Here is a 23,956-nt window from a genome sequence, read left to right as displayed (position 1 = left end):
GCCGCCGGGTAGGTTCGCGGGCATGAGTGACGACACCTTCCGCTCGGTGGAGATCGAGCGCACCGCCCTCGGCACCTACACCGTGCGGAATCCCCGTGGTGGGTCGATCTCCATCGGCTCCGGCCAGAACGACACGTTCACGCCTGTGGAACTGCTGCTGGCCGCCATCGGCGGGTGCACCGCCGTCGACGTCGACCACATCACCAGCCGCCGCGCCGAACCGGACCGATTCACCGTCGAGGTCACCGGCGAGAAGATCCGCGACGAGGCCGGCGGCAACCGGATGCGCGACCTCCGGGTGGAGTTCACCGTGACCTTCCCGGAGGGACCGGACGGCGACCGGGCGCGCGAGGCGCTGCCCCGGTCACTGCGTCAGTCGCACGACCGGCTCTGCACCGTGTCCCGCACCGTCCAGCTCGGCACGCCCGTCACGATCGTCGACGTCGCCGGGGCGGGCGCGGCCGAGGAGTGACCGAGCCGGCCCCGGTCGTCGTCGGGCGTCACGGCGGCGACCCGGTTCGCGGTGCACCCCCGCCGGTCGAGGCCATCGGTCACCGCGAGTGACGGGTCCGGGCGGCCGTCCCGGTCGCCGGCCTCAGCGCCGGGCGCCACCCGGTCGGCCCCGGCCGGCCCCGGAGGACCGGCGACCGCCGCGGGCGGCGCGCACCACCGGGGCCGCGCCCGCGCCGGGGCGGAAGTCCCGCGCGACGCCGGCCACCATCTCGTCGGGATCGCCACCGAGCGCCCGACGGATGTCCGCCGGGATCAGCTCCGACCTCGCCATCGCCATCCGCACCTGCACCGCGCGATCGTCGAGCAGGAGTCGCAGGTCCGCCTCGTCCAACTCGACGGCGAGCACCAGCGCGGCGCGGACGTCCGCCACCGGGTCCTGCGCGAGCGCGCGGCGCTGGGTCGCGGTGGTCCGCGGGTTTCGGGCGAGCCCCTTGCGTACGCGTGCGGTGCGGTCGGCCATCAGGGCCGTGATCGTGTCGGGGTCGTGGGTGTGGGTGGCGAGTCGTTCCCGTACCTCGGGTGAGACGTCGTCGACCAGCCGCGCGGCCAGCTCGGGCTCCAGGTCGCGGCGCTCCGCGAGGAGACCGCGCAGCTCCTTGTCGGGGGCGTCCGCCATCGCCCGGCGGACCGACTCGTCGCAGGCCGGATTGCCGGCGACCGCCCAGCGGACCCAGCGGTCGGCGTCCTTCACGAGTCGCAGGAGGTTGCCCACCGAGGTCGAGGGGTTCCGCGCCACCGCCTCCCGGACGTGCCGGTCGTGGTCGCGGGCCAGCGGTCGCAGGGCCTGTGCCGGCGCGTCGGGGCGGGTCGCGACCGCCTTGCGGACCGCGTCGGACGGGTCGGACGCCAGGTCGATGAGGGTCATCTGGGAGGTGGCGGGGTCCTGCGCGAGGGCGAGCCGCGCATCGGCACCCGCCCCGGTCGCGTCGCTCACGCCGTGGTGTCCGCCTACGTCCCGCTGCTCGCCCATGGGCGTCATCATGTCACGGCCCGGATTCCGCTCCGCGCGCCCTGACCAGCGCTTCGGCGGGGCCGGTGCCGGTCAGTCCCGGTCGTCGGGCGGGCCGTCCGGGGTCCCGTCCGCGGCGGCGACCCGCACCAGGACGCCCGCGCTGCGGTTGTGCGTCTCGATCCAGGTGGTCAGCGCCGCCCGGCAGGCGAGGTCGACGTGCCGCAGACCGCCCAGGTCCAGGTGTACGGGCCGGCTGGTCGGCAGGGCGTTGAGCGCGGTGAGGATCGTGGGCAGTCGCAGGAAGGTGGCGTTGCCGGTGAGCGTGACGTCGATCGGGCCGGTCCCCCGGTCGGCCACCGCCACCCGTACGTGGGAGGTCTCCCAGGCGGTCTTGACGATGGCCAGGCCGAGGCCGACGAGCACCCCGACGAACAGGTCGGTCAGGAGGATGACGAGCGCGGTCGCGAGCAGCACCAGCGCCTCCCCCCGGTGCCCCCGCCACAGCTCCGGCACCGACCGCAACGGCAGCAGCTTCGTCCCGGCGTGGATGAGCACGGCGGCCAGGGCGGGCAACGGGATCAGCTCGATCAGGCCGGGTGCGGCGGCGGCGAACAGCAGTAGCCACACCCCGTGCAGGACACGGGAGGCCTTGGTTCGCGCGCCGGCCCGCACGTTGGCGGAGCTGCGCACGATGACCGCGGTCATCGGCAGCGCGCCGAGCATTCCGCAGACCGCGTTGCCGGCGCCCTGCGCCACCAGCTCCTTGTCGAAGTCGGTACGCGGTCCGTGGTGGAGCCGGTCCACCGCCGCGGCGCTGAACAGGCTCTCCGCCGACGCGATCAGGGTGAACGTGGCGACGCTGGCCAGCACGCTCAGCTCCGTCAGCATGGTCCAGTGTCCGAGCGACGGCTGCACGGCTGGGAGCAACCCCTCCACCGTGATCGTCGCCACCGGCAGGCGCAGGACGCCGGCCGTCGCGGCGGCGACCATGACCGCGACCAGCGCTCCGGGCACCCTCCGCAGTCGGTCCGGCAGCCGGTCCCACGAGAGCATGACCAGGAGCGTGACCACGCCGACGGCCAGTGACGTCCGCACCGTGGTGGAACCGAGGATGTCGCTCCACAGCGCGGGCAGGCCGGTGAACTTCCCGACCCCGGACCGGGGCGCCTCCCGCCCGGACAGCACGTAGAGCTGGCCGACGACGAGCAGCAGGCCGATGCCGGCGAGCATGCCCTGCACCACGGCCACGGAGATGGCCCGGAACCAGCGGCCGAGTCGGAGGAACCCCAGGATCACCTGGATCAGGCCGGCGACCAGGACGACCGTGCCGAGGCCACCGAGGCCGTGCCGGCTCACCGCGTCGGCGACCAGCACGGTCAGGCCGGCGGCGGGTCCGCTGACCTGCATGCTGCTGCCGGGCAGGCAGCCGACGACGAGACCGCCGACGATGCCGGTGACCAGGCCCAGTTCGGCCGGTACGCCGGAGGCGACAGCGATGCCCACGCAGAGCGGGAGCGCGACGAGGAAGACGACGACGGAGGCGGACAGGTCGGCGCCCACGGTGCGCCAGGACAGGGTCGGAGACGACATCGTTCACATCCGGAGAGAGTGGATTCGCAACTGGTGGTCCCCGGGACGCAGGGCGGCGGAAACGGCGTTACCGGCGGGCACGGACCGCCATTCGACCGCCCCGGGAAGAACAACATTGCGCCAATGATGAATGCGCCGGAGGCGGCGCGGCAGCGCGCCGGAAAGAAGATTTCTTCGCCTCCGTCGGGCGGGGCCGGGCGGGTCATCCACCCGGGTCGACGATTCATGGTCCCATGCGGCTCGTTCTCCTCCCGTCGTCGCATCGGCGCTGGTGAGGGCCAGTGCCGGCGACGACGGAGCGATCAGAAGGCCGCAATTTGCCTTTCCGCGACGCCCCCTCCGGCAACTACGGACAATATATCGAGATAAATATTATTCGCACAGCGCGCGGCCGCTCGAATCACCATTCAGGACTCGACCCGAGCGCGTCGGACCCGAGGGGGACGCGGCACGCCGCCCGGTCGGGAGCTATCGGGGCACGGCCCGGAACCACTCGTCCCGGACGGCCGGGTCGGGCCCACGCCTGGGCAACGTCGGCAGCTCCGCACCGGTGACCGGCGCGTAGTGGTCGAAGGTGGTGGTCAGCACCGCCTCGCCACCGGTGAGGTCGGGAAGGGCCGCCACGACCTGCGGCACCCGCGCCGTCGGCAGGGTGCCGCTCACCTCGAGGTACCCGCTGGCGACGGCGGTGTCGTGGACGATCGCGCCGAGCCGGCCGAGCAGCGCCAGCACCGTCTCCACCGCCTGCTGCGGAAGGTTGACGTCGAAGCGCTCGATCGGCTGGCACACCCGGGTGCCGGCCCGGCGCAGCGCCGCGGCGACCACCACCGGGGCGAGGTTGCGGAAGTCCGCCGCCACCGTCGAGATGGACTTGTCGAACTTCTGGTGCGGCCGGCTCTGCCGCGGCCAGTACCGGGACGCCGTCATGGTGACCGTGCAGTCGGTGACCGGCCAGCCGTGCCGGCCCTGCCGCAGGCCGGCCCGCACGCCCTCCTCCGTGGCGGCGACGAACGCCGGCGGAAGCCGGCCGGGCTCGACCCCCGGGCGGAACTCGACACCGTGCCCCACCGGCGCGGCGTCGATGCGCAACCCCAACCCGGCCAGGTACGGGTTGTCCCGCTCCCGCACCCGCTCCTCGGCGGCGCCGGCGCCGACGACCCGTTCGATGCAGGCCGTCAGCGTGCCGGAGAACCGCACCCGGACGCCGTACCGGTCCGCCATGAGCGCGGCCAGCACCTCCTTCTGGACCTCGCCGTGCAGGCGGATCACCGCCTCCGCCTGCTGCTCGTCGAGCCGCAGGTCCACCAGCGGGTCCTCGTCGGCCAGCTCGGCCAGGCCGGCGAACATCGCCAGGCGCTGGTCCGGGTCGACGGGCTCGACGACCGCCTGCCGGGTCGGTGGCGGGAACCGGTAGGCGTGCCGCCGCGGCGGGTCCCCGATGTGCTGGCCGATCCGGGCCGACAGGCCGCGCACCGCGGCGATCTGCCCGGCGGACACCGAGGGGCGCACCAGGACTCCGTCGGGCTCGGTGACGGCGATCTGGGTGACCGTCTGGGGTGGCGCCCCGGCGAGCCGTACCCGGTCCCGGACCCGGAGCTGCCCGGACCACAACCGCAGCCAGGTCCGCCGGCCCTGGCCGTCCCGGTCGACGGCGAAGACCGTGCCCGCCGGCGGGCCCTCCCGCTGCTCGTCGCGCGGCAGCAGGTCGGCCACGAGACGGCACAACTGCCGTACCCCGGCTCCGGTGATCGCCGAGCCGCACGCCAACGGGCTGAGCCCGCCGCGGCGCACCGCGTTCCGGATCGCGCGCCGGACGTCGCGGACGCGTACCGGCTCGTCCGTCAGCCAGCGGGCCGCCACCGCGTCGTCGACCTCCGCCACGGCCGCCACCACCGGTTCGGCGTCGAGGCCCACGGCCCGCACCCGGGCGTCGCGCGTGCCCTGTCCGGCGACAGTGGTGAGCGCGACCGGGCACGCGCCGAGCCGCTGGCGGACCTGGGCCGTCACCCGGTCGACGTCGGCGCCGCGACGGTCCACCTTGTTGAGGAAGAACACCGTCGGCACGCCGATGCGCCGCAGCGCCCGCCAGATGGCGACGGTCTGCGGCTGGACCCCCTCCACGCTCGACACCACGAGCACGGCGGCGTCCAGGACGGCGAGCGAACGCTCGACCTCCGCGATGAAGTCGGGGTGACCGGGGGTGTCCACCAGGTTGACGCTCAGGTCATCGATCGCGATCGACGTGACCGCCGCCCGGATGGTGATGCCGCGTCGGCGCTCCAACTCCATCGAGTCGGTCCGCGTCGTGCCGGCGTCGACACTGCCCGGGCGGGAGACCGCGCCGGCCTCGTAGAGCAGGCGTTCGGTCAGGCTGGTCTTTCCGGCATCAACATGGGCGACGATTCCAAGGTTCAACAAGGCCAAGGCAGAACTCCACGGTAGGACGGTCCAGGGTCCGGAGCGTGGAATCTGCTCGCATCGTCACTCCTCGTCGTCGTGGTGGCCGGGCGCCCGCCCGCCGGGTGCGGCGGGGAGGGAGCCGTCGCCAGGTTCGCACGCCCGAGGCGACCGCCACAACCGAGTTCGCCGTCAGGCCGATCCCAGCTCGCGATCACCGGCCGGCGAGAGACCGCCGGCCCGGCCGGCCCGGTTGTCGACGATGTCGTCTTACCGGCGCCGTTCGGACCGACCGGGCCGAAGAACGAACCCTGCGGCCCCACGAGATCGACGTGGTCGACAGCACGGCGATCGCGGGGATCGGCACCGACCAATATAATCCGGCGGGTGGGTGTCACCGTGGCACATCCGTGCACCACGATCGAGTGGAGGATCTGATGACCGTTCGACGACTGCTGTCGCGCACGATGGCGGCCTGCCTCGCGGCGACGGCGCTGACGGCCCTGGCACCGGCCGGGACGGCGCGGGCGGCGTGCACGACGAGCAGCTTCACCGTCGTCTGGGACTACGCGGGCATGTACACCGAGCCCAACGAGTCCACGTTGTACGGCACCCGCCGCTACGGCCAGGTCGTCACCGGCCCGACCGGTAACACCGCCAACGGCTGGACGCTCACCTACGACTACTGGAACGGCCTGGCGCTGTGGGCGTACATGAAGGACGGCGCGTTGCAGTACCGCGGCTGCGCCTGAGCGGCGTCCGGTCAGCAGCCGGGCCGCCCGCCGGACAGGCGACGTCGCCGACGCTGGTCATCGCGGCGGCGTCAGCGGCTCGAACCTGGCCCGCCACGAGTCGTACCGGCGTTCGAGGCCGCTGATGCCGACGGCGGACACCCCGGCAGCGTCCAGGCCGCCCGCACCGCCGATCACCCAGCCCAGCAGGTCGAGCACGGACCGCATCCGGGCGGCGCTGCCGGTGGCGGCGTTCAGGGCGGCCCAGCGCACCGACAACTCCTCGTCGGGGTGTGCCGCCGGGTCCTCCGGTGCTGTCCCGGCGGCCGCGACGAGGTCCACCACCTCGGAAGCGAAGCCGGCCAGCTCCGCGCCGAGTCCGAGCGGAAGGCCCTCGTGGCGGACCATCCCGATGGCCGCTTCCGCCAAGCCCGCCAGCGCGCTCAGCCGGGACGGGGGCGGCACACGACCGTCAGCCGGCGGCAGTCGACGCCAGGTCGCCGGTCTGACCGACACCCACGGCAGGGGATGGACCGATCCGGAGATCCCGGTCGACGCCGCCCCGGTCGACGTCTGTGCCAGATCCTGCGGACGCACCCGGAGCACCAGGTCGCTCGGGACGGCGGGTACCGCCCCGGCCCGTCGCCTGACCTCCCGCGTGTTCTCGGCGAGCCGCTCGACCAGCCGGAGATCCCTCGCCACCGGGGAGACGCCCTCGTGCAGGCGCGCGATCAACGCCGCCTGACGCCTGCCGTAGTCATGGAGGAAGCCGACAGCCAGCGCCCAGTCGGGGGCGTCCGCCAGACGCCGCGCGGCCGGGGCGTCCGCACAGGAGACCCGGGCCGGGAGTGGCCGTCGCCCGGCCGTGCCGGCCAGATGGTCCCGGACCACGATTGCGTCCAGGAGCGCCCGTTCGACGCCGGCGACGAGAAGCGCCTTCTGGTCGAGTGGGGCTGCGTTCGGAACGTGAGGTGCGAGTGCCTGCGCGACCAGCAGGCTGGAACGATATGTGGCGTGGCAGAATTCTGCTATCTGCTCGGATTGTCGCATTGTCGCATTTGGGCCTGCCAATATCGTCTCCCCCGATTCTCGTCCCCGCCGGGGAGGCGTTACGCCCGTCCGGCACCGTGGAGTGTGCAACGGCGCGCGACGACTTTCCCCGTGAGAACGACGCCCACTCTAGCTTCGATCGATCCGCCTCGCTACCACGCGAGGAGCAGGAGCCGATCGGCTCGGCCGAACCCCGTGACGACACGAGAACGCCATCCTCGCCCCGCCGACGGTCGGTCGACACCCGCACCGTCCGACCAGCGTCAGGCCGTTTGACCTTGACTCGGTAACGTCGATGGATTTTACTCAGATGTGTTTCACGGGTTGCTCGGATCGACAGCGACCAAAGGCTGAATCGCGCGGATGACGTCCGCTCACCAGCGACATCTGCTTCCTGTTCATCGTGCAGAGAGGTGCCACCGCCCCGAGCCGTCGCGGCGGCTGTGCGTTTGTGCGATGCACCCCACGCCCGAAACGGAAGGCTCGCCGATGACTTCGCACACCGCCATCGTCCAGGAATATGATCGGCGTGCCGAAGCCGATCCCCGGCTGCTGCGGTGTGTGCGAGAGGTCGACGAGACCGACCCCGCGGCCCACTACGCGGCCACCGCCATCGGGCGACCGGTCTTCGCGCGCAACGACGAGATCCTGCGCCTCACCGCGGACATCAGAGCGACGATCCACATCATGGACGATCTGCCGGCCCGGTGCTTCGGCGGCAGCGTCGAGGACTATCTGGCCGCGCAGGCCTACCACCCTCAGGAGATCGCCGCGATCATGGCCGGGCGCGTCGGTGCGCCGGTCGACTACGGCCGCGCTGATGTGCTGCGCGGACCGGACGGTTACCGCGTGCTCGAAATCAACACGGGCAGCGCCGTGGGCGGCCAACTGACGACGACGCTGAACAGTGCCTTGTTGAAGAACCCCGCCTTCGCCGCCTTCGCGGCGGAGTTCGGGTTGACCTGGGTCAGCCCGTTGCAGGTGCTCGTGGCGGACCTGCGCCGCCTCGGGCGTACGCAGGTCGGCACCGACGCGCCGGTGGTCGCCGTCGTCAGCGAGTCCGGGTCGAGCAGCGACGACCCGTCCGATCGGCAGGCGGCAGAACTGCGGTCCAGGGGGATGTCGGCGATCCGGGGCGAGTTCCACGAGATCGACTTCGTCGACGGCAAGGCCCGGCTGCGGCGGCAGCCGATCGACATCCTGCTGCGCTTCTTCTTTCCGAAGAACGTTCCGATGGAGCAGGACGGCGTGGCCACGATGCGGGCGCTCGGCGACGCGCACCGGGCCGGCAAGACCGCGCTGCTGGCCGCCATGGACACCGATCTGCACGACAGCAAGGCCGCGATCGGGCTGCTGTTCGACCCGTCGATCCGGGCGAAGCTGTCCGACGACGAGATCGCGGTGATCGACCGGCTGCTGCCGTGGACCCGCCTCGTCGGCCCGGCCTTTCCGCTTGTCACTCCCGCCGGCCGGGCCGCTCTGGTCGAGGAGTGCCTCGCCCGGCAGGCGGACCTCGTGCTCAAGCCGGCGAACCTGCACGCCAGCCAGGGCATCGTGCTCGGCGACGAGGTCAGTCCGGACGAGTGGCGGCAGACCCTGGAGTCCTCCCCCCAACGTGACCTGGTGGCGCAGGAACGGATCCGTCCGGTCGCCGAGACGGTGGTCGACCCGGACACGGCCGAACCGCGCGACTGGAAACTGCTGTGGCAGGTCTTCTTCGGCCCCGCCGGGTTCGGCGGAGTCTCCGTACGCGGCTGCCACCAGTCGGCGCCGGGCGCGATCGGCGGCAACGATCACACCACGAGCGGATGCGTGTTCCTGTACTGACTCCCGTGCCCGCTCAGGCGGGCACCAGGGCGACCCGGAGGCGGTCCACGCCGTTGAGGAACGTGGAGGCGCTGCGCACCGGCGCCTCCACGACTTCGATGCTGCCCACGCGCGCGAGAAGCACCTGGAGCAGCATCCTGATCTCCATGCGGCCGATCGACGCGCCGATGCAGTAGTGCGCCCCGGCGCCCAGGCTCAGGTGGGGGTTCGGACGGCGGTCGATCCGAAAGGCGTCCGGATCGTCGAACACACTCTCGTCCCGGTTGCACGACGGGATCCACAGCACGACGCGGTCACCTGCCGAGATCCGTGCTGCTCCGAGCGTGACATCGGTGTTCACCGTACGCATCATGTGCATCGGCGGTGACACCCAGCGCAGGACCTCCTCGACGGCAGACCGCACCAGGGAGCGGTCCTGACGCAGCGCGGCCCACTGGTCCGGATGCGTGGCGAACGCGAGCACGGCCCCGGAGATCGCGTGGCGTGAGGTGCCCAGGCCGCCGTTGACCAACCCGTCGCAGTTCAGCAGGACCTCGGTCACCGACAGCGCGTCGTGCTGGGCCGTCGGCCGCATGAGCACGCTGACCACGTCGTCACCGGGCTCCGACCGCCGGCTGCGGACCAGGCCGGCGAAGTAGGAGAAGACCTGCGCGCTGGCGGCTCGGCGCTGGTTGCCGGTGGCGTCCTGCGCCTGCGCCGTCTCGTCGAAGGCGGCGCGGACCAGTCGACTGAGCTCCTCGGTGTCCGCCGGCCCGGTGCGCAGCATCTCCCCGATCACACAGGTGGGGACGGCGTCCGCCAGATGCTCCACGACGTCCACCGGCTCGCCTGTCACCATCGGCGCCAGCAGGGCGTCCAGCTGCTGGTGCAGGAGCTGGCCGATGTGGTTGACCTTCTGGGCGGTGAACCACGGGGCGTGGGCCGCCCGAACGCGGTCGTGGTGGGCGCCGTCGGCGACGACGAGCATGCGGTTCGCCGCCGCGGCCACCGCCGCCGGTTCGCCGCCGATGCGCATGCCCGTGGACGAGATGAAGCGGTCCGTGTCCTCCAGGACCTGTCGAGCCAACTCGTGGCCGGTGACCGACCAGTAGGGACCGTGCTGCGGCGACTCGAGCCGGACGACGGGATGTTCGCGGCGGGCGTGCCGCCAGGCGGCGAGGTAGTCGTCGTTGGAGTAGGTCCGCGGATCGGTGAAGTCCAGACCACTGCCGATTGTCATCGCACCGTTCCCTCTCTGCCACGTCAGTTGGTCGTCGTCAGCGCGGGCGGGTCCGTCCCGGGAACGCACCAGCGGGCGCCGCGATCGGCGGTGCCGCCGGGAAGGGGACGCGGCCGCGCGGTGGGGCGATCCGGTGGGCCGGGCCCGGAGGTCGTCAGCGGGCGATCATCTCCTCGACGCCGACGAAGCGCAGGCCACGCGCCAGCAGGCCCTCGATGATGACCGGCAGGGCCGCGACGGTCTGCGACCGGTCGCCGCCGCCGTCGTGCAGCAGGACTATCGCCCCCGGCCGGGTCTGCCGCAACACGCTGTCGGCGATGACCTCGGCGCCCGGCATGGACCAGTCCGCGGCCTCGACGTCCCACAGCACGACGGTCGGGTCCAACCGGGCCAGCCAACCCAACACCTCGGGGGTACGCGAGCCGTACGGCGGCCGGAACAGCGCCGGTGACACACCACCAGCACCGGCGATGCACTCCGCGGTGCGCTCGACCTGCTCGGCGAGTTCCGCGTGCGACAGCTCCGGCAGGAAGGGGTGCGAGAAGGTGTGGTTGCCGAAGCTGTGCCCCTGCTCCTTCATCCGGGCGATCAGGTCCGGTTGCGCGTCGGCGTTGAGGCCGATGCAGAAGAAGGTCGCGCGGATGTCGTACCGCTCGCAGATGTCCAGAATTCGATCGGTGTACGGCGGGTTGGGGCCGTCGTCGAAGGTGAGCGCCACCTCCATCCGGTCGCGCGGCCCGAAGCTGAGGCACCGGCCGGCCGCGGTCAGCTCGGCGGTGGCCGCCGTGCTGCCCTCGATCCAACGCTCCAGGTCGGGTTCGCGGCCGGTCTGCGTGCCGCGGTGGCGGATCAGCCGGGTGAGCGTGGACAGGTCACCCGCGGCGGCGTCGGCGAGCGTGGCCGCCGGCACCGACCCGAACCTGTGCCGTGCCGGCAGCCGGGCGGCATCGGCCCGGTAGACGGTCAGCCCCGCGGCCATCATGCGGCCGTCGAGCATGCCGTTGGTGCTGTCAATCACCGCGACGTTGTCGTCGAGCCCGCGCAGGAACGAGATCAGCTCCTCGGAGTGGCGGGTGCCGAAGCTCCTCGGCTCCGCCGCGGGCTGCCCGGCCGCGTCGAGCACGGCCACCTCGAAACCCCTGCCACTCCAGGCGATGCCGGAAAAGAGCATGCGGAGCCTCCCGTGTAGCCGCCGCGTGACGCCGAGGCGCCCTCATCGACGAAATCCTATCAGTTCCGGGCTGCGCCGCGGGGTGCCCGCCCGGCGGCGTCACGCCTGACAAACCTGCGGTGAGCTGCGGCATTCGAGCTGGGAGCGGTCGCGCGGACGGCCGCCGCCGGCCGGTGGACGCGACACCGGCCGGCTGCCGCCGGGGCGGCGTCGGGCGGCCGGAGAGCCGCCCGACGCCACGTGCGACTACACCGTCGCGCGGATGACGGCCATCGGCGCGGCGTACACGGTGAAGAGCGCGAAGCCCCAGTAGTCGATGTCGACCTTCGTCGCACCGGCTTCGCGCAGCAGGCTCTCCCACTCCACCGCCGAGCGGTAGGACAGGGGGTAGGCCACCTTCTCCGGCACCATCAGGCACGACGACACGTCGAGCAACGACAGGGCGGCCACCTTGTCGGCGTCCGACAGCGTCCGGAACTTCATGGTGAGCGCGTTGTCGGCCAGGCCGGGCACGTCCAACCACGAGTCCTCGATGATGAGGATCTCCCCGCCGGGCCGCACCACCCGCGCCGCCTCGGCCAGCAGCGCCTCCTGGACCGGCTTGGTCGTGTGGTGCAGGTGCAGCCGGAACGCCACCACGTCGGCACTGGCGTCGGGCAACGGCAGCACGGCGGGATCGTCCTGGTGGACGTACTCGAGACGGTCGCCGCGCAGCACGTTGGGGTCCACCCGGTGGTCGGTGCCGGTGACCTTCTCGATGGCCGGGTTGCGGGTCAGCAGGTAGCCGCCGAACTTGTTGTTCGGGTTGCCCACGTCCACGACGTGTCCGCTCGCGGTGGCCAGCCCGCTGAAGACCTGGATGCGCCGCCAGCCGCCCTCCTTGTCGGTGGTCAGCATGCGGCCGAAGCCGGCCGCGTCCCACTCCGCGCGCGAGTCGGCGAAGACGACGTCCACCTCTTCGTGGGTCCGGCAGCCGCGCAGCCGCGACAGGCCCTTGGCGATCAACTCGCCGGCGCCGGCTCCCGTGTGCAGCTGGTAGGACAGCGGCAGCACATCGTCCAGCAGTTCGAAGGCGGCGGTGTGCTCACGCAGGTCGAGATAGATCCGTTGCGCCTCGACGCCCATGAATGTTGGTGCACTGATTCCCGACAAGAGCTCCACTCCCCTTCGGTCTGAAACGGATCGCCGGAACACGACCAGCACTGCGACAGCCGCCAGGCCCGCCCGGTCCTCGCGCGGGGCTGGCGTGCACTAAACTGACCTGGGTGTTCGCCTCTGAGATAAAGATCGCGCTGCAGTTGCAACCACAGCATGCCAGCTACGGCCAGATGCGGGACACGCTGCTCGCCGCGGAGGACGCGGGCGCCGACATCGTCTTCAACTGGGACCATTTCTTTCCGCTCGACGGTGACCTCGACGGCCGGCACTACGAATGCTGGACGATGCTGGCGGCCTGGGCCGAGGCGAGCAGCCGGGTGCAACTCGGCCCGCTGGTCAGCTGTATCGGCTACCGCAACCCGGATCTGCTCGCCGACATGGCCCGCACCGTCGACCAGATCAGCGGCGGCCGGCTGATCCTCGGCCTCGGATCCGGCTGGGCCGAACGTGACTTCGTCGAGTACGGCTACCCATTCCCCTCCGCCGGGGCCCGCATCGCCGCGTTCCGCGAGGCCCTGCCCCGCGTCGAGCGGCGACTGGCCGCGCTCAACCCGCCCGCGGTCCGTCGCGTGCCGATCCTCATCGGCGGAGAGGGCGAGCAGAAGACGCTGCGCCTGGTGGCCCGGCACGCCGACATCTGGCACGGCTTCGCCACGCCCGACGGCATCGCGCGAAAGGTCGGCCTCATCAGGCAATACTGTGCGGAGATCGGGCGCGATCCCCACGAGATCCAGATCTCGACGGGCGTCCTGGGTGGCCCGTCCCACGTCGGGCCGCCGGAAGAACTCGGCCCCCGCCTGCGGGAGCTGGGCGTCTCGATCTTCACGGTCGGCGTGAGCGGCCCCGACTACGACCTCGGTGCGCTGAGGTCGTGGATCGCCTGGCGTGACGCGCACCGCTAGCCGTTCCGTACGAAGTCGGCCATGGCCTCCTCCGCCGCCCGCCGGCTGAACCCGGACAGCACGGGGTTGGTGTCCCCGTAGTAGGCGGTGGCGATGACGCCGGTGCACAGCGCCCAGCCGCGGGCCCGGGCCCAGGTGTGGTCGTCCACCGGCAGCGCCTCGCGAAACGTCGCGCGGGCCTCCGCCGACAGCAACGTCCACGCCGCCATCACGTCCAGCGCCGGGTCGCCCACACTGAGCAGTCCCCAGTCGATCACCGCGCCGATCGCACCGTCCCGGACCAGGACGTTGCCCGGATGCAGGTCACCGTGCACCCATACCGGTGCCCGCCGCCAAGCGGGCACCCGGATGGCGGACTCCCACAGGGCCAACGCGACATCGGCGTCGAGGCTGCCACGCACCCTGGCGATCGAGTGCCGCACCGGCTCGTCGCGAACCGGTAGCGGCGTGCCGCGCAGGCCGCTGTGCAGCCCCGAGCGGGGTCCGTCCTCGGTCGGGATCCGATGCAGGGCCGCGATGAAGCCGGCCAGCTCGCGGGCCGCCCGATGTTCGTCGGCCACCGGGCTCTCCACCGCGTCGGCGCCGTCGAGCCAGCGGTACACCGACCAGGGCCAGGGGAACCCCTCGCCCGGCACCCCACGGCCGACCGGCACCGGGATCTCCAGCGGCAGCCGATCGGCGTGGCCGGGCAGCCACCGTTGCTCCTTGCGGACGTGTCCCGCGCTCCACTCCGACTGCGGCATCCGCACGTTCAGGTCGTCGCCGAGCCGGAAGATGGCGTTGTCGACCCCGGCCGACCCGACACGTTCCAGCGGCAGGGACGCCCACTGCGGCGTCTGCGCGACCAGCAGCCGGCGTACGAGCTGCTCGTCCGCCTCGATCCGTCGTTCATCCGGCATGTACGACTCCCTTGGGGTTCGTCAACGACTGCCACGTGCTGCGGACCATGTCGGACAGGTCGTGGCGGGCCTGCCAACCCAGTTCCCGGCGGATCTTCTCCACGGAGGCCACCACCTCGGCCGGATCGCACGGCCGGCGGTCCACCCGGGACACCTCCACGGGCAGGCCGGTCACCTTCCGCACCTCGGCGACGATCTCCAACACCGAGTACCCGCGGCCGGTGCCCACGTTGTAGAGCTCCGCCTCCCGGCCCTGCCCGAGTCGACGGACGGCCGCCACGTGGGCGTCCGCGACGTCGAGGACGTGCACGTAGTCGCGCACGCCGGTGCCGTCGCGGGTGGGATAGTCACTGCCGGTGACCCGGAACGGGCGTCCCGCCATCGCCGACCGGAACACGCTCGGCACCAGGCTGGTGCCCATGCGGTCGGCCAGTTCGGGGGCCGCGGTGCCGATGACGTTGAAGTAGCGCAACGCGATCCAGGACAGCCCGCACGCCACGCCGACCGACCGGAGCAGCCACTCCCCCACCAGCTTCGTCTCCCCGTACGGGTTGATCGGCGCGGTCCGAGACTGCTCGTCGACAAGCGGGGACTCCGGAATGCCGTACACCGCCGCGCTCGACGAGAAGACGATCGAGTGGACCTCCGCCTTGCCCATCTCCTCCAGCAGCATGCGCAGCGGCTCCACGTTCGAGCGGTGGTAGCTCAACGGATGGGCCACCGACTCGGGTGCCGACTTGCGTCCCGCCAGGTACACCACCCCGGTCACCCGGTGGTCGCGGATCGTGTTCTGCACGACGCGCCGGTTGGCCGTCGACGCGACGACAAGCGGCACGTCCGCGGGCACCCGTTCCGGTATCCCGGTCGACAGGTCGTCCATCACCACGAGCGCGCGGCCCTCCTCGCGCAGGCGGTGCACGACATGCCCGCCGATGTATCCGGCGCCTCCCACCACCAGCCACGTCATGGGCGGTCGACGGTCTCGGGGACGGCGCCCAGGTAGAGCGTCAGCGGCGGGGCCGGCAGCAGGTAGAAGTGCCCGCCCGCGACGACCTCGTGGCGGAACCGGCCGGTGGTCAGCTCCGCCCAGCGGTCACCCTGCCGGGCGGTCACGTGCGCGTCGTCGGCCCCCCGTACCACGAGAACGTCGCAGGTCAGCAGTGGTCCCGGTCGGTGGCGGTAGCGCTGGAACATCTCGAAGTCGGCCCGCAGGTACGGCAGGATGACGCCGCGGACCCGCGGATCGGCCAGCAGGGCCGGGTCGGTCTGCCCGGCGTCCAGCAGGGACCGCACCGCGGTCGCCTCGTCCCAGTCGACGTGTCGGGCCGCGACGTGGTCGGGGTCGTGCGGCGCACGGACCGCGGACGCGACAAGCAGTTCGACGCCCCGGCCGACCGCCTCCAGCCGCCGCGCCACCTCGTACGCGACGATCCCGCCCATGCTGTGGCCGAGCAGCGTCAACGGCTTGTCCAGGAACGGCCCCATCGAGGCGAACACCTCGTCGGCCAACTGACCCAGATCGTCGTGGCAGGGCTCCGCCAGGCGGTCCGCCCGGCCCGGGTACTGCACCGCCGCCACCTCCACATCGGTGCGGGCGGCCGCCCAGGGACGGAAGAAGTTGGCCGAGGCTCCCGCGTGCGGGAAACACACCAACCGGCGGGCACCGTCCGGGCGCGGCGCCGGTACCCGGATCGCGGTCACGACGCGGCCTCCCGTCCGGCCCGCACCATGGCGACGAGTTCGTCGAACGACTCGAGCCCGTAGGCGTCCTCGAAGTCGAGCAGCACTCCGCACCGGCGGCCGACGTCGTCGATCAGGCGGACGAGGTCCAGCGACGATCCGCCCGCCCCGAAGAAGTCGTGGCCGGCGTCGGCCGGGCTGCCGGTACGTTCCTGCCAGACCGCCGCGAGGACGGTGCGGTCGTCGCCGTCGACGGCCGGACCGGCCGCCGACGCGGTGCGTCCGTCGTGGCGCCCGGCCGCCAACGCCGCCCGGTCGGCCTTGCCCGACGGGGTCAACGGGTACGCCTCGACCACCACCACCTCGTCGGGTACCAGGTGGCCCGGTGCCCGGGTGGCCACCCGGGCCCGGATCGCCCGTCCGTCGGCGGTCGGGTCGGCGGCCCGGACGAACGCCACCACCCGCCGGTCGAGTCCCGCACCGACCGGTACCGCCACCACCTCCCGCACCTGCTCGTCCGCCGCGGTCAGCGCCTCGACCTCGGTCAGGTTGACCCGGAAGCCGCGTACCTTGAGCTCCTGGTCCTCGCGCCCCTCGAAGGCGAGGTTGCCGTCGGGCAGCAGCCGTGCCCGGTCGCCGGTGCGGTAGAGCCGGCCGGCGGGGCGGAACGGGTCGCCGCGGAACCGCTCGGCCGTCAGCGCCGGGTCGCCGACGTAACCCACCGCGAGCCGGTCCCCGCCCACGTACAGGTCACCGACCTCCCCCGGCGGGACCGGGCGCAGGTCTTCGTCGAGCACGTGGCAGGTGGAGCCGGCGACCGGCCGCCCGATGGGCACCGTGGGCCCGGCCCGGTCCCAGTCGGTGAGCACGAAGGCGGTGCTCACGATGCTGTTCTCGGTCGGGCCGTAGCAGTTGATGATCTCCAGTTCGGGGCACTGCTCGCGGGCCGTCACCGCGTGCGTCCAGGGCATCGCGTCGCCGCCGACGATCAGGCACCGCAGCGAACGCAACGCCTCCGGGTGCCGTTCGACGACGAGCGCGAAGACCGCCGGGGTGAGCACGGCCGTGGTGACGCGGTCGTCGGCCAGCAGCGCGGCCGTCTCGTGCACCGACAACGCGGACCTCGGGGCGCACACCACGCCCGCGCCGACCAGAAGCGGCGACCAGATCTCCAGCATGGACGGGTCGAAGGTGAGGATCGTGTGCACGAGGAACACCTCGTCGGGCCGGCGGCGCACCGGCCCGTCCCGCAGGCACAGGGCGGACAGCGCTCCGTGCGGCACCCCGACCGCCTTGGGCGCGCCGGTGGAACCCGAGGTGAACATGACGTACGCGAGGTCGGACGCGGTCCCCACCGGCTCCACCGGCGCCGGGTGGTCGCCGGCCTGCGCGAGGAGATCGCGAACGTGCCACGCGTCCGCCGTCAGGCCGGTCGGCGCCGGGTGCTCGCCGGTGAGCAGCACGACGCGCGCTCCGGCCAGGTCGAGCATGTGTTCCACCCGCTCGACCGGGTAGCCGGGGTCGGTGGGGACCACGTGCGCGCCGGCGCGCAGCACACCGAGCATCGCGGTGATCGTCTCGCGGTCACCGACGCCGTGCAGGCCGACCGCGTCGCCGGGCCGGATGCCCTTGTCCCGCAGCGCGCGTTGCAGCCGGGCCGAGGCCGCCCACAGCTCGGCGTAGGTCGACGCGCCGGTGCTGTCCCGGACGGCGACCTTCTCCGGTGATTCGGCGACCCGACGCCCGAACACCTCCTCGACGCGTGCGAAGTGCTCAGCGTCCATCAGTCCTCCTCGGTCTCGGATCGCGACGCGACGCGTGCGACAAGTCGTGCCTGCTGGTCCAGGGTTCGGGCGAGCATCAGCTCGCGCAGCGGCATCTCGACGCCGAACCGCTGCTCCAACCGCCGGGCCAGCCGGATCGCGGTGAGCGAGTCACCCCCGAGGGCGTAGAAGTCGGCCTCCGGCTGGACGTCGACCTGCCCGAGCAGCTCCTGCCAGGCGACCGTGACCTCGTCCCACGGACCGCTCGGAGACTGTGGCGGGTGCCCGGAATCGCCGGGCGTCGGCTCGGCTTCGGGTTCGGGGCGGGATCCGTCGGCGACCCCGGACGGCGACCGGTTCGCCTCGGGAGCGACATGGCGGTCGCCGCCGAACACGGTGCCAGGCAGCCGGACGCGCCGGTCGTTGCGGGTCGCCGCGCTCAGGTCGACGGTGGCGCCGAAGGCCCACAGCTGCGCCAGCGCGCGCAGCGGACCGTCCGGTTCTCCGGCCACGGACAGTGGCACCGCGTCGAATCCCGCTCGGGCCGCCGTGCCCGACAACGCTCGGCCGGGGCCCACCTCGACCGCGACGGCGTCCGGGAAGCGGTCCCGCACCGCCCGCAGCCCTTCGGCGAAGCGTACGGTGGCGCAGACGCTGTCGGCGAACATCGTCAACGGCACCTCGGCGCCGACGGGCAGGAGGGTGCCCTCGGCGTTGGCGACGAAGGGCAGCCGGACCCGGCCCCGCGCTCCGCCGTCGAGGTGCGAGCGCAGCGTGGCCGCGGCGGGTTCCATGGCGGGCGAGTGGAACGCGTGGCTGGTCCGCAGCCGCCGCGTCGGCACCACGCCGGCCAGCCGGTGGGCAAGGTCGTCGACCGCTTCCGCGGGGCCGCTCAGCACATAGCTGTCCGGCGCGTTGACCGCGGCCAGCGCCAGCCGCGGATCGTCGGACATCCACCGGGTGGCGTCGGCCGGGTCGCCGGTCACCGCCAGCATCGCCCCGGGTACGCACTCCTGCATGGCCCGGGCACGCAGCACGACGAGCGTGGCCGCGGCCCGCAGGTCGAGCACGCCGGCCAGGACGGCCGCCGTCACCTCGCCGAGGCTGTGCCCGGCCAGCGCGACCGGCTGGACACCGAGATCCGCCAGTGCCCGTGCGGCGGCGTACTCGACGGCGAAGAGGGCGGGCTGCGCCAGCCCGGTCTGCCGCAGGTTCTCGGCCGGCTGCTCCGGGTCGTGCACCATGCGCCGCACCGGGTCGGCGACCTCCGCCGGCAGCACGTCGAGGACCTCGTCGAGCGCGGCGGCGAACGCCGGCAGGTGCTCGGCCAGCGGCCGGGCCATGCCGGGCCGCTGCGCTCCCTGGCCGGGCAGCAGGAGCACCACCGGCCGGGTGCCGGACGTGGCGGCCCGGCCGCGCGACCGGCCCGGACCACCACGCAGGGCCGCGACGATCTCCTCCCGCCTCTCGCCCACCACCGCCATCCGCTCGGGCAGCGTCGCGCGTCCCACCCGCAGCGAGTACGCCACGTGGGCGAGATCCGCGGGCTGGTCGGCCAGGTGCGCGGCCAACCGTTGGGCCGCGGCGTCCAGGGCGGCCGGCCGGATCGCCGACAGGGTCACGATCACGGGACGGGAAGCGGCGGGCGCCACCACCGGCGGCTGGGCGGTCGACGGTTCCTCCACGATCAGGTGCGCGTTCGTGCCGCCGATGCCGAACGAGCTGACCGCGGCACGGCGCGGGGTGGGTCCGGGCCACCCGCCGGGCCCGTCGGGCACGTACAGCGGGCTGTCGTCGGACAGCAACGGGTTGAGCCGCGCGAATCCCGCCATGGCCGGGACCTCCCCGTGGCCGAGCACCAGCAGAGCCTTGTACAGCCCGGCCAGGCCCGCCGCGGCGTCGAGGTGGCCGATGTTGGCCTTGACCGCGCCGACCGCGACCTGGCCCGGCTTGGCGCCGGCCTCGCGCAACGCGGCCGACGTCGACGCCCATTCGATCGGGTCGCCGACGTAGGTGCCGGTGCCGTGCGCTTCCAGGTAGCCCAGCGAGCCCGCGGGGACGTCCGCCGCCTGCAACGCGGCGCGGATCACGGCGGCCTGCCCGCGGGGCGAGGGCGCGTTGAACCCGGCCTTGGCCGAGCCGTCGTTGTTGACCGCCGAACCCAGGATGACGCCGTAGCTCGGCACGTCGGCGCGGACCTCGTCGAAGCGCCGCAGCACCATGGCGATGACCCCGGAGCCGCCGATGGTCCCGTCGGCGCCGGCGTCGAACGGGCGGCAACGGCCCTCCGGCGAGACGATGCCGCCGCGTACGTGCATCGACCCGGCCTGCGGAAAACCGACCGACGCCGCCACCACGACCGCCTGATCACAGTCGCCGTTGTTCAGCGACTGCACAGCCATGTGCACCGCCACCAGGGACGACGAGCAGGCGGTCGCGACGCTCACCGCCGGGCCTTCCAACCCCAGCCGGTACGCGATACGGGTGGCCATGAAGTCGCGGCCGGTGCCGACGATCAGGCTCTCCAACGTCTCCGGTCCGACGTCACCGCCGGCGAGGATCCGGGTCAGGTACCGGCTCTCACTCGCCGACGCGAAGACCGCGGTGCGTAACGTGTCGGTCAGCGGGTCACGCCCGGCGTCCTCCAGCGCCGCCCAGGTCGCCTCCATCATGAGCCGATGCTGCGGGTCCGTCAGCTCGGCCTCACGGGGACTGATCCCGAACAGCTCGGCGTCGAACCGCTCGCTGTCGGCGATGCACCCCCGGACCGGGACGTACGCCGGATCGGCCAGCATGTGGGCCGGCACCCCGGCCGCCGCGAGTGCCGCCGGATCGAGTCGGGTGGTGAGCACCGTGCCCGAGCGCACCGCGGCCCACCAGTCCTCCGGATCGGACGGTCCGGGCAGGCGGGCGTGCACACCGGTGATCGCGACGTCCAGACTCCGGTCTCTCATGCGACGTCACCACCGCCCCGGCGGCGGGCGGCGGCGAGGCGGGCCCGGCGCAGGTCGGTGCCGGCGGCCTCGGCCGGCGGCGCGGATGACGACGGCGTGCCTCGGATGAGCGCGACCTGCTCGTCGATCGTGGTGGCGGTGAACAGGTCGACGACGGAGATCGTGACGTCGAGCCGGTCCTCGAGCGCCATCTGTAGCGTCACCATCAGCAGCGAATGCCCACCGGCGTCGAAGAAGTTGACGTCGGTGGCGACCGTGGGCACCTCCAGCGTCTCGCACCAGGCGGCCAGGACGGCAGCCCGGAGGTCGTCGCCCACAGCCGGCTGTTCGGCGGCGACCGGGTCGGGCTCGGCGGGCAGGCGCAGGGCCGACCGGTCGACCTTGCCGTGTGGGGTACGCGGCAGTTCCGGCACGGGGACGAACAGCCCGGGTAGCATCGCTGGCGGGAGCAGCCCGGACAGCCGTTCGCGCAGCGCCTGCTCGGCGTAGCCCGCCGCGGGGACCACGAAGGCGACCAGGTTCGCCCCGTTCCCGGTGGGGAGCACGGCGACGTCGGCCACTGTCGGTTCGGCCCGGAGCACGGTTTCCACCGCGCCCAGTTCCACCCGGTGTCCACGGATCTTGACAAGCTGGTCGCGGCGGCCGAGAAAGTCGAGTCCGGCCCGGTCGTTCCAGCGGACGAAGTCGCCGGTGCGGTACATCCGACCGCCGTCCGGGCGGGTGACGAAGGCGGCCGCGGTCGCCTCGGGCCTGCCCAGGTAGCCCCGGGCCACGCCGGCACCGCCGATGTAGAGCTCACCGACGGCACCGGGCGGCGTGAGGGCGCCGGTGCGGTCGCGGACCGACACCGTCGCCCCGGGCACCGGCCCGCCGATGTCGACCGGCGCCGGCCGGTCGAAGACCCGGACGGTGCTCCAGACGGTGGCCTCCGTCGGACCGTACTCGTTGGCCAGCCGGGTGTCGGGCAGCACGGCGAAGTGCCGCTCCACCAGCGGCGCCGGCAGCGTCTCGCCGGCGGTGACCACGAGCTGTAGCGAGGCGAGGCGTTTGGGGTCGGTGCGCTCGGCCCGGTCGAGCAGGCCGGCGTGGAACGCCGGCACCGACAGCAGGTTGGTCACGGCGTGGCGGTCGATCAGGTCGACGGCGCGCTCGGGATCGCGGACGTCGTCGGTCCCGGCCACGACGAGTCGTCCCCCCGAACTGAGCGTCCCCCACAGGCCCGCCATCGAGGAGTCGAACGACAGCGGGGACACCAGCAGGAACGTGCCGCGACCGCCGTAGGTGGCGTGCCGGGCGGCCGTCGAGGCGGCCAGCGCGCCGTGTTCGACGACGACGCCCTTGGGTTCGCCGGTCGTGCCGGAGGTGTAGATGACATAGGCGGCGTCCGTGGGCCGCACCGTGACGGCCGCGCCCGGCGCGGCTTCCGGGGCCGTCGCCTCCGCCGGCGTCAGGACGCGCACACCCGGCAGCCGGTCGCGCCACGACGCGTCCCCGAGTACGAGGTCGACGCCCGCGTCGGCCAGCATCGCCGAGATCCGCGCCGGCGGGTACGTCGAATTCAGCGGCACGTACGCCGCGCCGGCCCGCCACACGCCGAACACGGCGGTGACCAGTTCGGCGGACGGCTCACCGAGGACGCCCACCGACAGCGGGCCCGCACCCCGATGGGCCCGCACCGTCGCGGCCACGGCATCCGCCCGGTCGAGCAGTTCGCCGTAGGTCAGCTCCGTGCGGTCGTCGGTCACCGCCGGACGGCCCGGTTCGGCGCGCGCGACCGCCGCGACGGCGTCGGGCACGAGCCGGGTCGGCTGCGGCAGGGTGGCGCCGGCGCCGAGCTCGGCCAAGCGCGTGCGGTCCGCGTCCGAGAGCATCGGCAGCCGTCCGAGGGTCGCGCCGGCCTCGCACAGTCCGGCCAGCAGGGTGGCGACGTGTGCGGTGAACCGCTCGATCTGCGTCGCCGAGTAGCGGGAGCTGCGGTAGGTGGCGAGCAGTTCGGCGTCCGCGCCACGGTCGCGCAACACCATGGTCAGGTCGTACTTGGACACCTGGACCGGCAGTCGCAGGTGGCTGACCCGCAGCGCCCCGGCCCGGATGTCCGGCTCGTCGGCCTCGAAGTTGAACAACACCTGGAAGATCGGGGTACGGGACGGGTCCGGCGTCGTCCGCACCTGCCGGACGACCTCGTCGAACGGCACGTTGCGCATCGAGTAGGCCCGCAGCAGGCCGCGGTGCACCGACCGGCAGTAGTCGGCCACGGTCGCGACGTCGTCGACCCGGACCCGCACCGGCGCCGGGTTGATGAACATGCCGACGGTCTCGGCGAAGTCGCCCGATCGGGTGTCCATGGTGCTGCCGACCACCACGTCTGCCCGGTCCGTGTAGCGGCTCAGGGCCGCGGCGTACGCGCTCAGGCCGATCACCTGCGGTGTGGTGCGCAGGGCACGGCTCAGCCCGCGCACCCGCTGCCAGACGTCGGGCGGAACGGGGACGCGCACCAGGGCGCCGGCCCGGTCGCCCCGGTGCCCGGTGGGGGCGAGACCGAGCGGTTCGGCGGCTTCGGGCACCCGCAGATCCTCGATCCAGGCATCGAACTTCTCACCCGCCGGTACGGCGTCCGGCGCGTCGACGTAGTCGGTGTAGGGGCGGCCCGGCGGGCCCACGGGGCGGTCGGCGTACATGTCGAACAGGTCGCGCAGGATCACCGCGAGGGACCGTCCGTCCATGACCGCGTGGTGCGCGCCGATGACCAGCACGTGCTCACCCGGGCCGAGGCGCAGCAGCGTGGCGTCGACGAGCCGGCCGTCGACCAGCGGGAACGGGCGGGTCACCGCCCGCTCCAGTTCCGCCGGCAACCGGTCGGGTGAACTGTCGCGTACGACCAGCCCGAACTCGTCGACGGGCCACTGGGAGCGCTGCGGTTCGCCGTTGCGCTCGGTCAGACGCAGCCGTAGCTCCGCGTGGCGCTCGACCACACCGCGCCAGGCCCGACGCAGCGCGTCGAGGTCGAGGTCGCCGGTCAGGCGGCCCGCCCAGGGCGCGGTGAACTCCGGGCTGTCCGGCTCGATGCGGTACGCCAGCCACAGCCGCCGCTGGGCTGCCGACAACGCCTTGCCCGGAGGTGGGTGGCCCTGCTCGGTACTCACAGTGATG

The 23,956-nt window shown here is 73.0% G+C and carries 17 protein-coding genes; 4 read left to right on the top strand and 13 right to left on the bottom strand.

Going from position 1 to position 23,956, the window contains the following annotated elements; genetic code table 11:
- Positions 1-22: 22 nt before the first annotated feature.
- The gene (locus tag ACZ6O5_RS28735; protein WP_465981112.1) at positions 23-472 is read left to right on the top strand and encodes an OsmC family protein; all 450 of its coding nucleotides are present in this window, start codon (positions 23-25) and stop codon (positions 470-472) included.
- A 123-nt stretch (positions 473-595) separates the two neighbouring features.
- On the opposite strand, the gene ACZ6O5_RS28730 is transcribed toward ACZ6O5_RS28735, so the two are convergent.
- From ACZ6O5_RS28730 to ACZ6O5_RS28720, 3 genes are all read right to left on the bottom strand, one after another.
- Complete coding sequence (locus ACZ6O5_RS28730; protein ID WP_465981110.1) at positions 596-1,483, bottom strand: hypothetical protein; 888 nt, start codon at positions 1,481-1,483, stop codon at positions 596-598.
- A 72-nt stretch (positions 1,484-1,555) separates the two neighbouring features.
- The gene (locus ACZ6O5_RS28725; RefSeq protein ID WP_465981108.1) at positions 1,556-3,055 is read right to left on the bottom strand and encodes a SulP family inorganic anion transporter; all 1,500 of its coding nucleotides are present in this window, start codon (positions 3,053-3,055) and stop codon (positions 1,556-1,558) included.
- 468 nt (positions 3,056-3,523) lie between these two features.
- Positions 3,524-5,470 (bottom strand): GTP-binding protein, encoded by a 1,947-nt coding sequence (locus tag ACZ6O5_RS28720; protein WP_465981106.1) that lies wholly within the window; start codon positions 5,468-5,470, stop codon positions 3,524-3,526.
- Between the two features lie 419 nt (positions 5,471-5,889).
- On the opposite strand from ACZ6O5_RS28720, the gene ACZ6O5_RS28715 reads away from it, so the two are divergent.
- On the top strand, positions 5,890-6,204 hold the full coding sequence (locus ACZ6O5_RS28715) for a hypothetical protein (RefSeq protein WP_465981104.1): 315 nt from the start codon (positions 5,890-5,892) through the stop codon (positions 6,202-6,204).
- A 57-nt stretch (positions 6,205-6,261) separates the two neighbouring features.
- Here ACZ6O5_RS28715 and ACZ6O5_RS28710 read toward each other — a convergent pair whose 3' ends face one another.
- Entirely contained in the window at positions 6,262-7,233 is a 972-nt protein-coding gene (locus tag ACZ6O5_RS28710; RefSeq protein ID WP_465981102.1) for a hypothetical protein, read from the bottom strand.
- A 363-nt stretch (positions 7,234-7,596) separates the two neighbouring features.
- On the opposite strand from ACZ6O5_RS28710, the gene ACZ6O5_RS28705 reads away from it, so the two are divergent.
- The gene (locus tag ACZ6O5_RS28705) at positions 7,597-9,060 is read left to right on the top strand and encodes a hypothetical protein (RefSeq protein ID WP_465981100.1); all 1,464 of its coding nucleotides are present in this window, start codon (positions 7,597-7,599) and stop codon (positions 9,058-9,060) included.
- A 13-nt stretch (positions 9,061-9,073) separates the two neighbouring features.
- Here ACZ6O5_RS28705 and ACZ6O5_RS28700 read toward each other — a convergent pair whose 3' ends face one another.
- The 3 genes from ACZ6O5_RS28700 to ACZ6O5_RS28690 form a co-directional block, all read right to left on the bottom strand.
- On the bottom strand, positions 9,074-10,279 hold the full coding sequence (locus ACZ6O5_RS28700; protein ID WP_465981098.1) for a cytochrome P450: 1,206 nt from the start codon (positions 10,277-10,279) through the stop codon (positions 9,074-9,076).
- A 154-nt stretch (positions 10,280-10,433) separates the two neighbouring features.
- Entirely contained in the window at positions 10,434-11,450 is a 1,017-nt protein-coding gene (locus tag ACZ6O5_RS28695; protein WP_465981096.1) for a polysaccharide deacetylase family protein, read from the bottom strand.
- 246 nt (positions 11,451-11,696) lie between these two features.
- Positions 11,697-12,575, bottom strand: coding sequence for a class I SAM-dependent methyltransferase (locus ACZ6O5_RS28690; protein WP_465981094.1), 879 nt, complete (start codon positions 12,573-12,575; stop codon positions 11,697-11,699).
- A gap of 140 nt (positions 12,576-12,715) precedes the next feature.
- Here ACZ6O5_RS28690 and ACZ6O5_RS28685 point away from each other — a divergent pair, with 140 nt between their 5' ends.
- Positions 12,716-13,510 (top strand): LLM class F420-dependent oxidoreductase, encoded by a 795-nt coding sequence (locus tag ACZ6O5_RS28685; protein ID WP_465981092.1) that lies wholly within the window; start codon positions 12,716-12,718, stop codon positions 13,508-13,510.
- Here ACZ6O5_RS28685 and ACZ6O5_RS28680 read toward each other — a convergent pair.
- The 6 genes from ACZ6O5_RS28680 to ACZ6O5_RS28655 are packed head-to-tail and all read right to left on the bottom strand — an operon-like array spanning position 13,507 to position 23,949.
- Entirely contained in the window at positions 13,507-14,409 is a 903-nt protein-coding gene (locus ACZ6O5_RS28680) for an aminoglycoside phosphotransferase family protein (RefSeq protein WP_465981090.1), read from the bottom strand. The two genes, ACZ6O5_RS28685 and ACZ6O5_RS28680, sit on opposite strands and share 4 nt — an antisense overlap.
- Positions 14,399-15,376 (bottom strand): UDP-glucose 4-epimerase GalE, encoded by a 978-nt coding sequence (galE, locus tag ACZ6O5_RS28675; RefSeq protein WP_465981088.1) that lies wholly within the window; start codon positions 15,374-15,376, stop codon positions 14,399-14,401. The genes ACZ6O5_RS28680 and galE overlap by 11 nt, the downstream gene beginning before the upstream one ends.
- Positions 15,373-16,110: a thioesterase II family protein gene (locus ACZ6O5_RS28670; RefSeq protein ID WP_465981086.1), complete on the bottom strand. Its 738-nt coding sequence runs from the start codon at positions 16,108-16,110 to the stop codon at positions 15,373-15,375. The genes galE and ACZ6O5_RS28670 overlap by 4 nt, the downstream gene beginning before the upstream one ends.
- Positions 16,107-17,873: a non-ribosomal peptide synthetase gene (locus ACZ6O5_RS28665; RefSeq protein WP_465981084.1), complete on the bottom strand. Its 1,767-nt coding sequence runs from the start codon at positions 17,871-17,873 to the stop codon at positions 16,107-16,109. The genes ACZ6O5_RS28670 and ACZ6O5_RS28665 overlap by 4 nt, the downstream gene beginning before the upstream one ends.
- The gene (locus tag ACZ6O5_RS28660) at positions 17,873-20,806 is read right to left on the bottom strand and encodes a type I polyketide synthase (RefSeq protein ID WP_465981082.1); all 2,934 of its coding nucleotides are present in this window, start codon (positions 20,804-20,806) and stop codon (positions 17,873-17,875) included. Before ACZ6O5_RS28660 ends, ACZ6O5_RS28665 begins: the two co-directional genes overlap by 1 nt.
- Positions 20,803-23,949, bottom strand: coding sequence for a non-ribosomal peptide synthetase (locus tag ACZ6O5_RS28655; protein ID WP_465981080.1), 3,147 nt, complete (start codon positions 23,947-23,949; stop codon positions 20,803-20,805). The genes ACZ6O5_RS28660 and ACZ6O5_RS28655 overlap by 4 nt, the downstream gene beginning before the upstream one ends.
- Positions 23,950-23,956 lie beyond the last annotated feature (7 nt).

This window comes from Micromonospora sp. NPDC049201 (assembly GCF_055586805.1).
This window is presented reverse-complemented; position numbering and strand designations above follow the sequence as displayed.

Coding starts and splice junctions, on each gene's coding strand:
- galE (WP_465981088.1), bottom strand. CDS start 15,376: ATGACGTGGCTGGTGGTGGGAGGCGCCGGATACATCGGCGGGCATGTC.
- ACZ6O5_RS28690 (WP_465981094.1), bottom strand. CDS start 12,575: ATGGGCGTCGAGGCGCAACGGATCTATCTCGACCTGCGTGAGCACACC.
- ACZ6O5_RS28725 (WP_465981108.1), bottom strand. CDS start 3,055: ATGTCGTCTCCGACCCTGTCCTGGCGCACCGTGGGCGCCGACCTGTCC.
- ACZ6O5_RS28680 (WP_465981090.1), bottom strand. CDS start 14,409: ATGCCGGATGAACGACGGATCGAGGCGGACGAGCAGCTCGTACGCCGG.
- ACZ6O5_RS28705 (WP_465981100.1), top strand. CDS start 7,597: ATGACGTCCGCTCACCAGCGACATCTGCTTCCTGTTCATCGTGCAGAG.
- ACZ6O5_RS28660 (WP_465981082.1), bottom strand. CDS start 20,806: ATGAGAGACCGGAGTCTGGACGTCGCGATCACCGGTGTGCACGCCCGC.
- ACZ6O5_RS28710 (WP_465981102.1), bottom strand. CDS start 7,233: ATGCGACAATCCGAGCAGATAGCAGAATTCTGCCACGCCACATATCGT.
- ACZ6O5_RS28730 (WP_465981110.1), bottom strand. CDS start 1,483: ATGGGCGAGCAGCGGGACGTAGGCGGACACCACGGCGTGAGCGACGCG.
- ACZ6O5_RS28665 (WP_465981084.1), bottom strand. CDS start 17,873: ATGGACGCTGAGCACTTCGCACGCGTCGAGGAGGTGTTCGGGCGTCGG.
- ACZ6O5_RS28700 (WP_465981098.1), bottom strand. CDS start 10,279: ATGACAATCGGCAGTGGTCTGGACTTCACCGATCCGCGGACCTACTCC.
- ACZ6O5_RS28715 (WP_465981104.1), top strand. CDS start 5,890: ATGACCGTTCGACGACTGCTGTCGCGCACGATGGCGGCCTGCCTCGCG.
- ACZ6O5_RS28695 (WP_465981096.1), bottom strand. CDS start 11,450: ATGCTCTTTTCCGGCATCGCCTGGAGTGGCAGGGGTTTCGAGGTGGCC.
- ACZ6O5_RS28735 (WP_465981112.1), top strand. CDS start 23: ATGAGTGACGACACCTTCCGCTCGGTGGAGATCGAGCGCACCGCCCTC.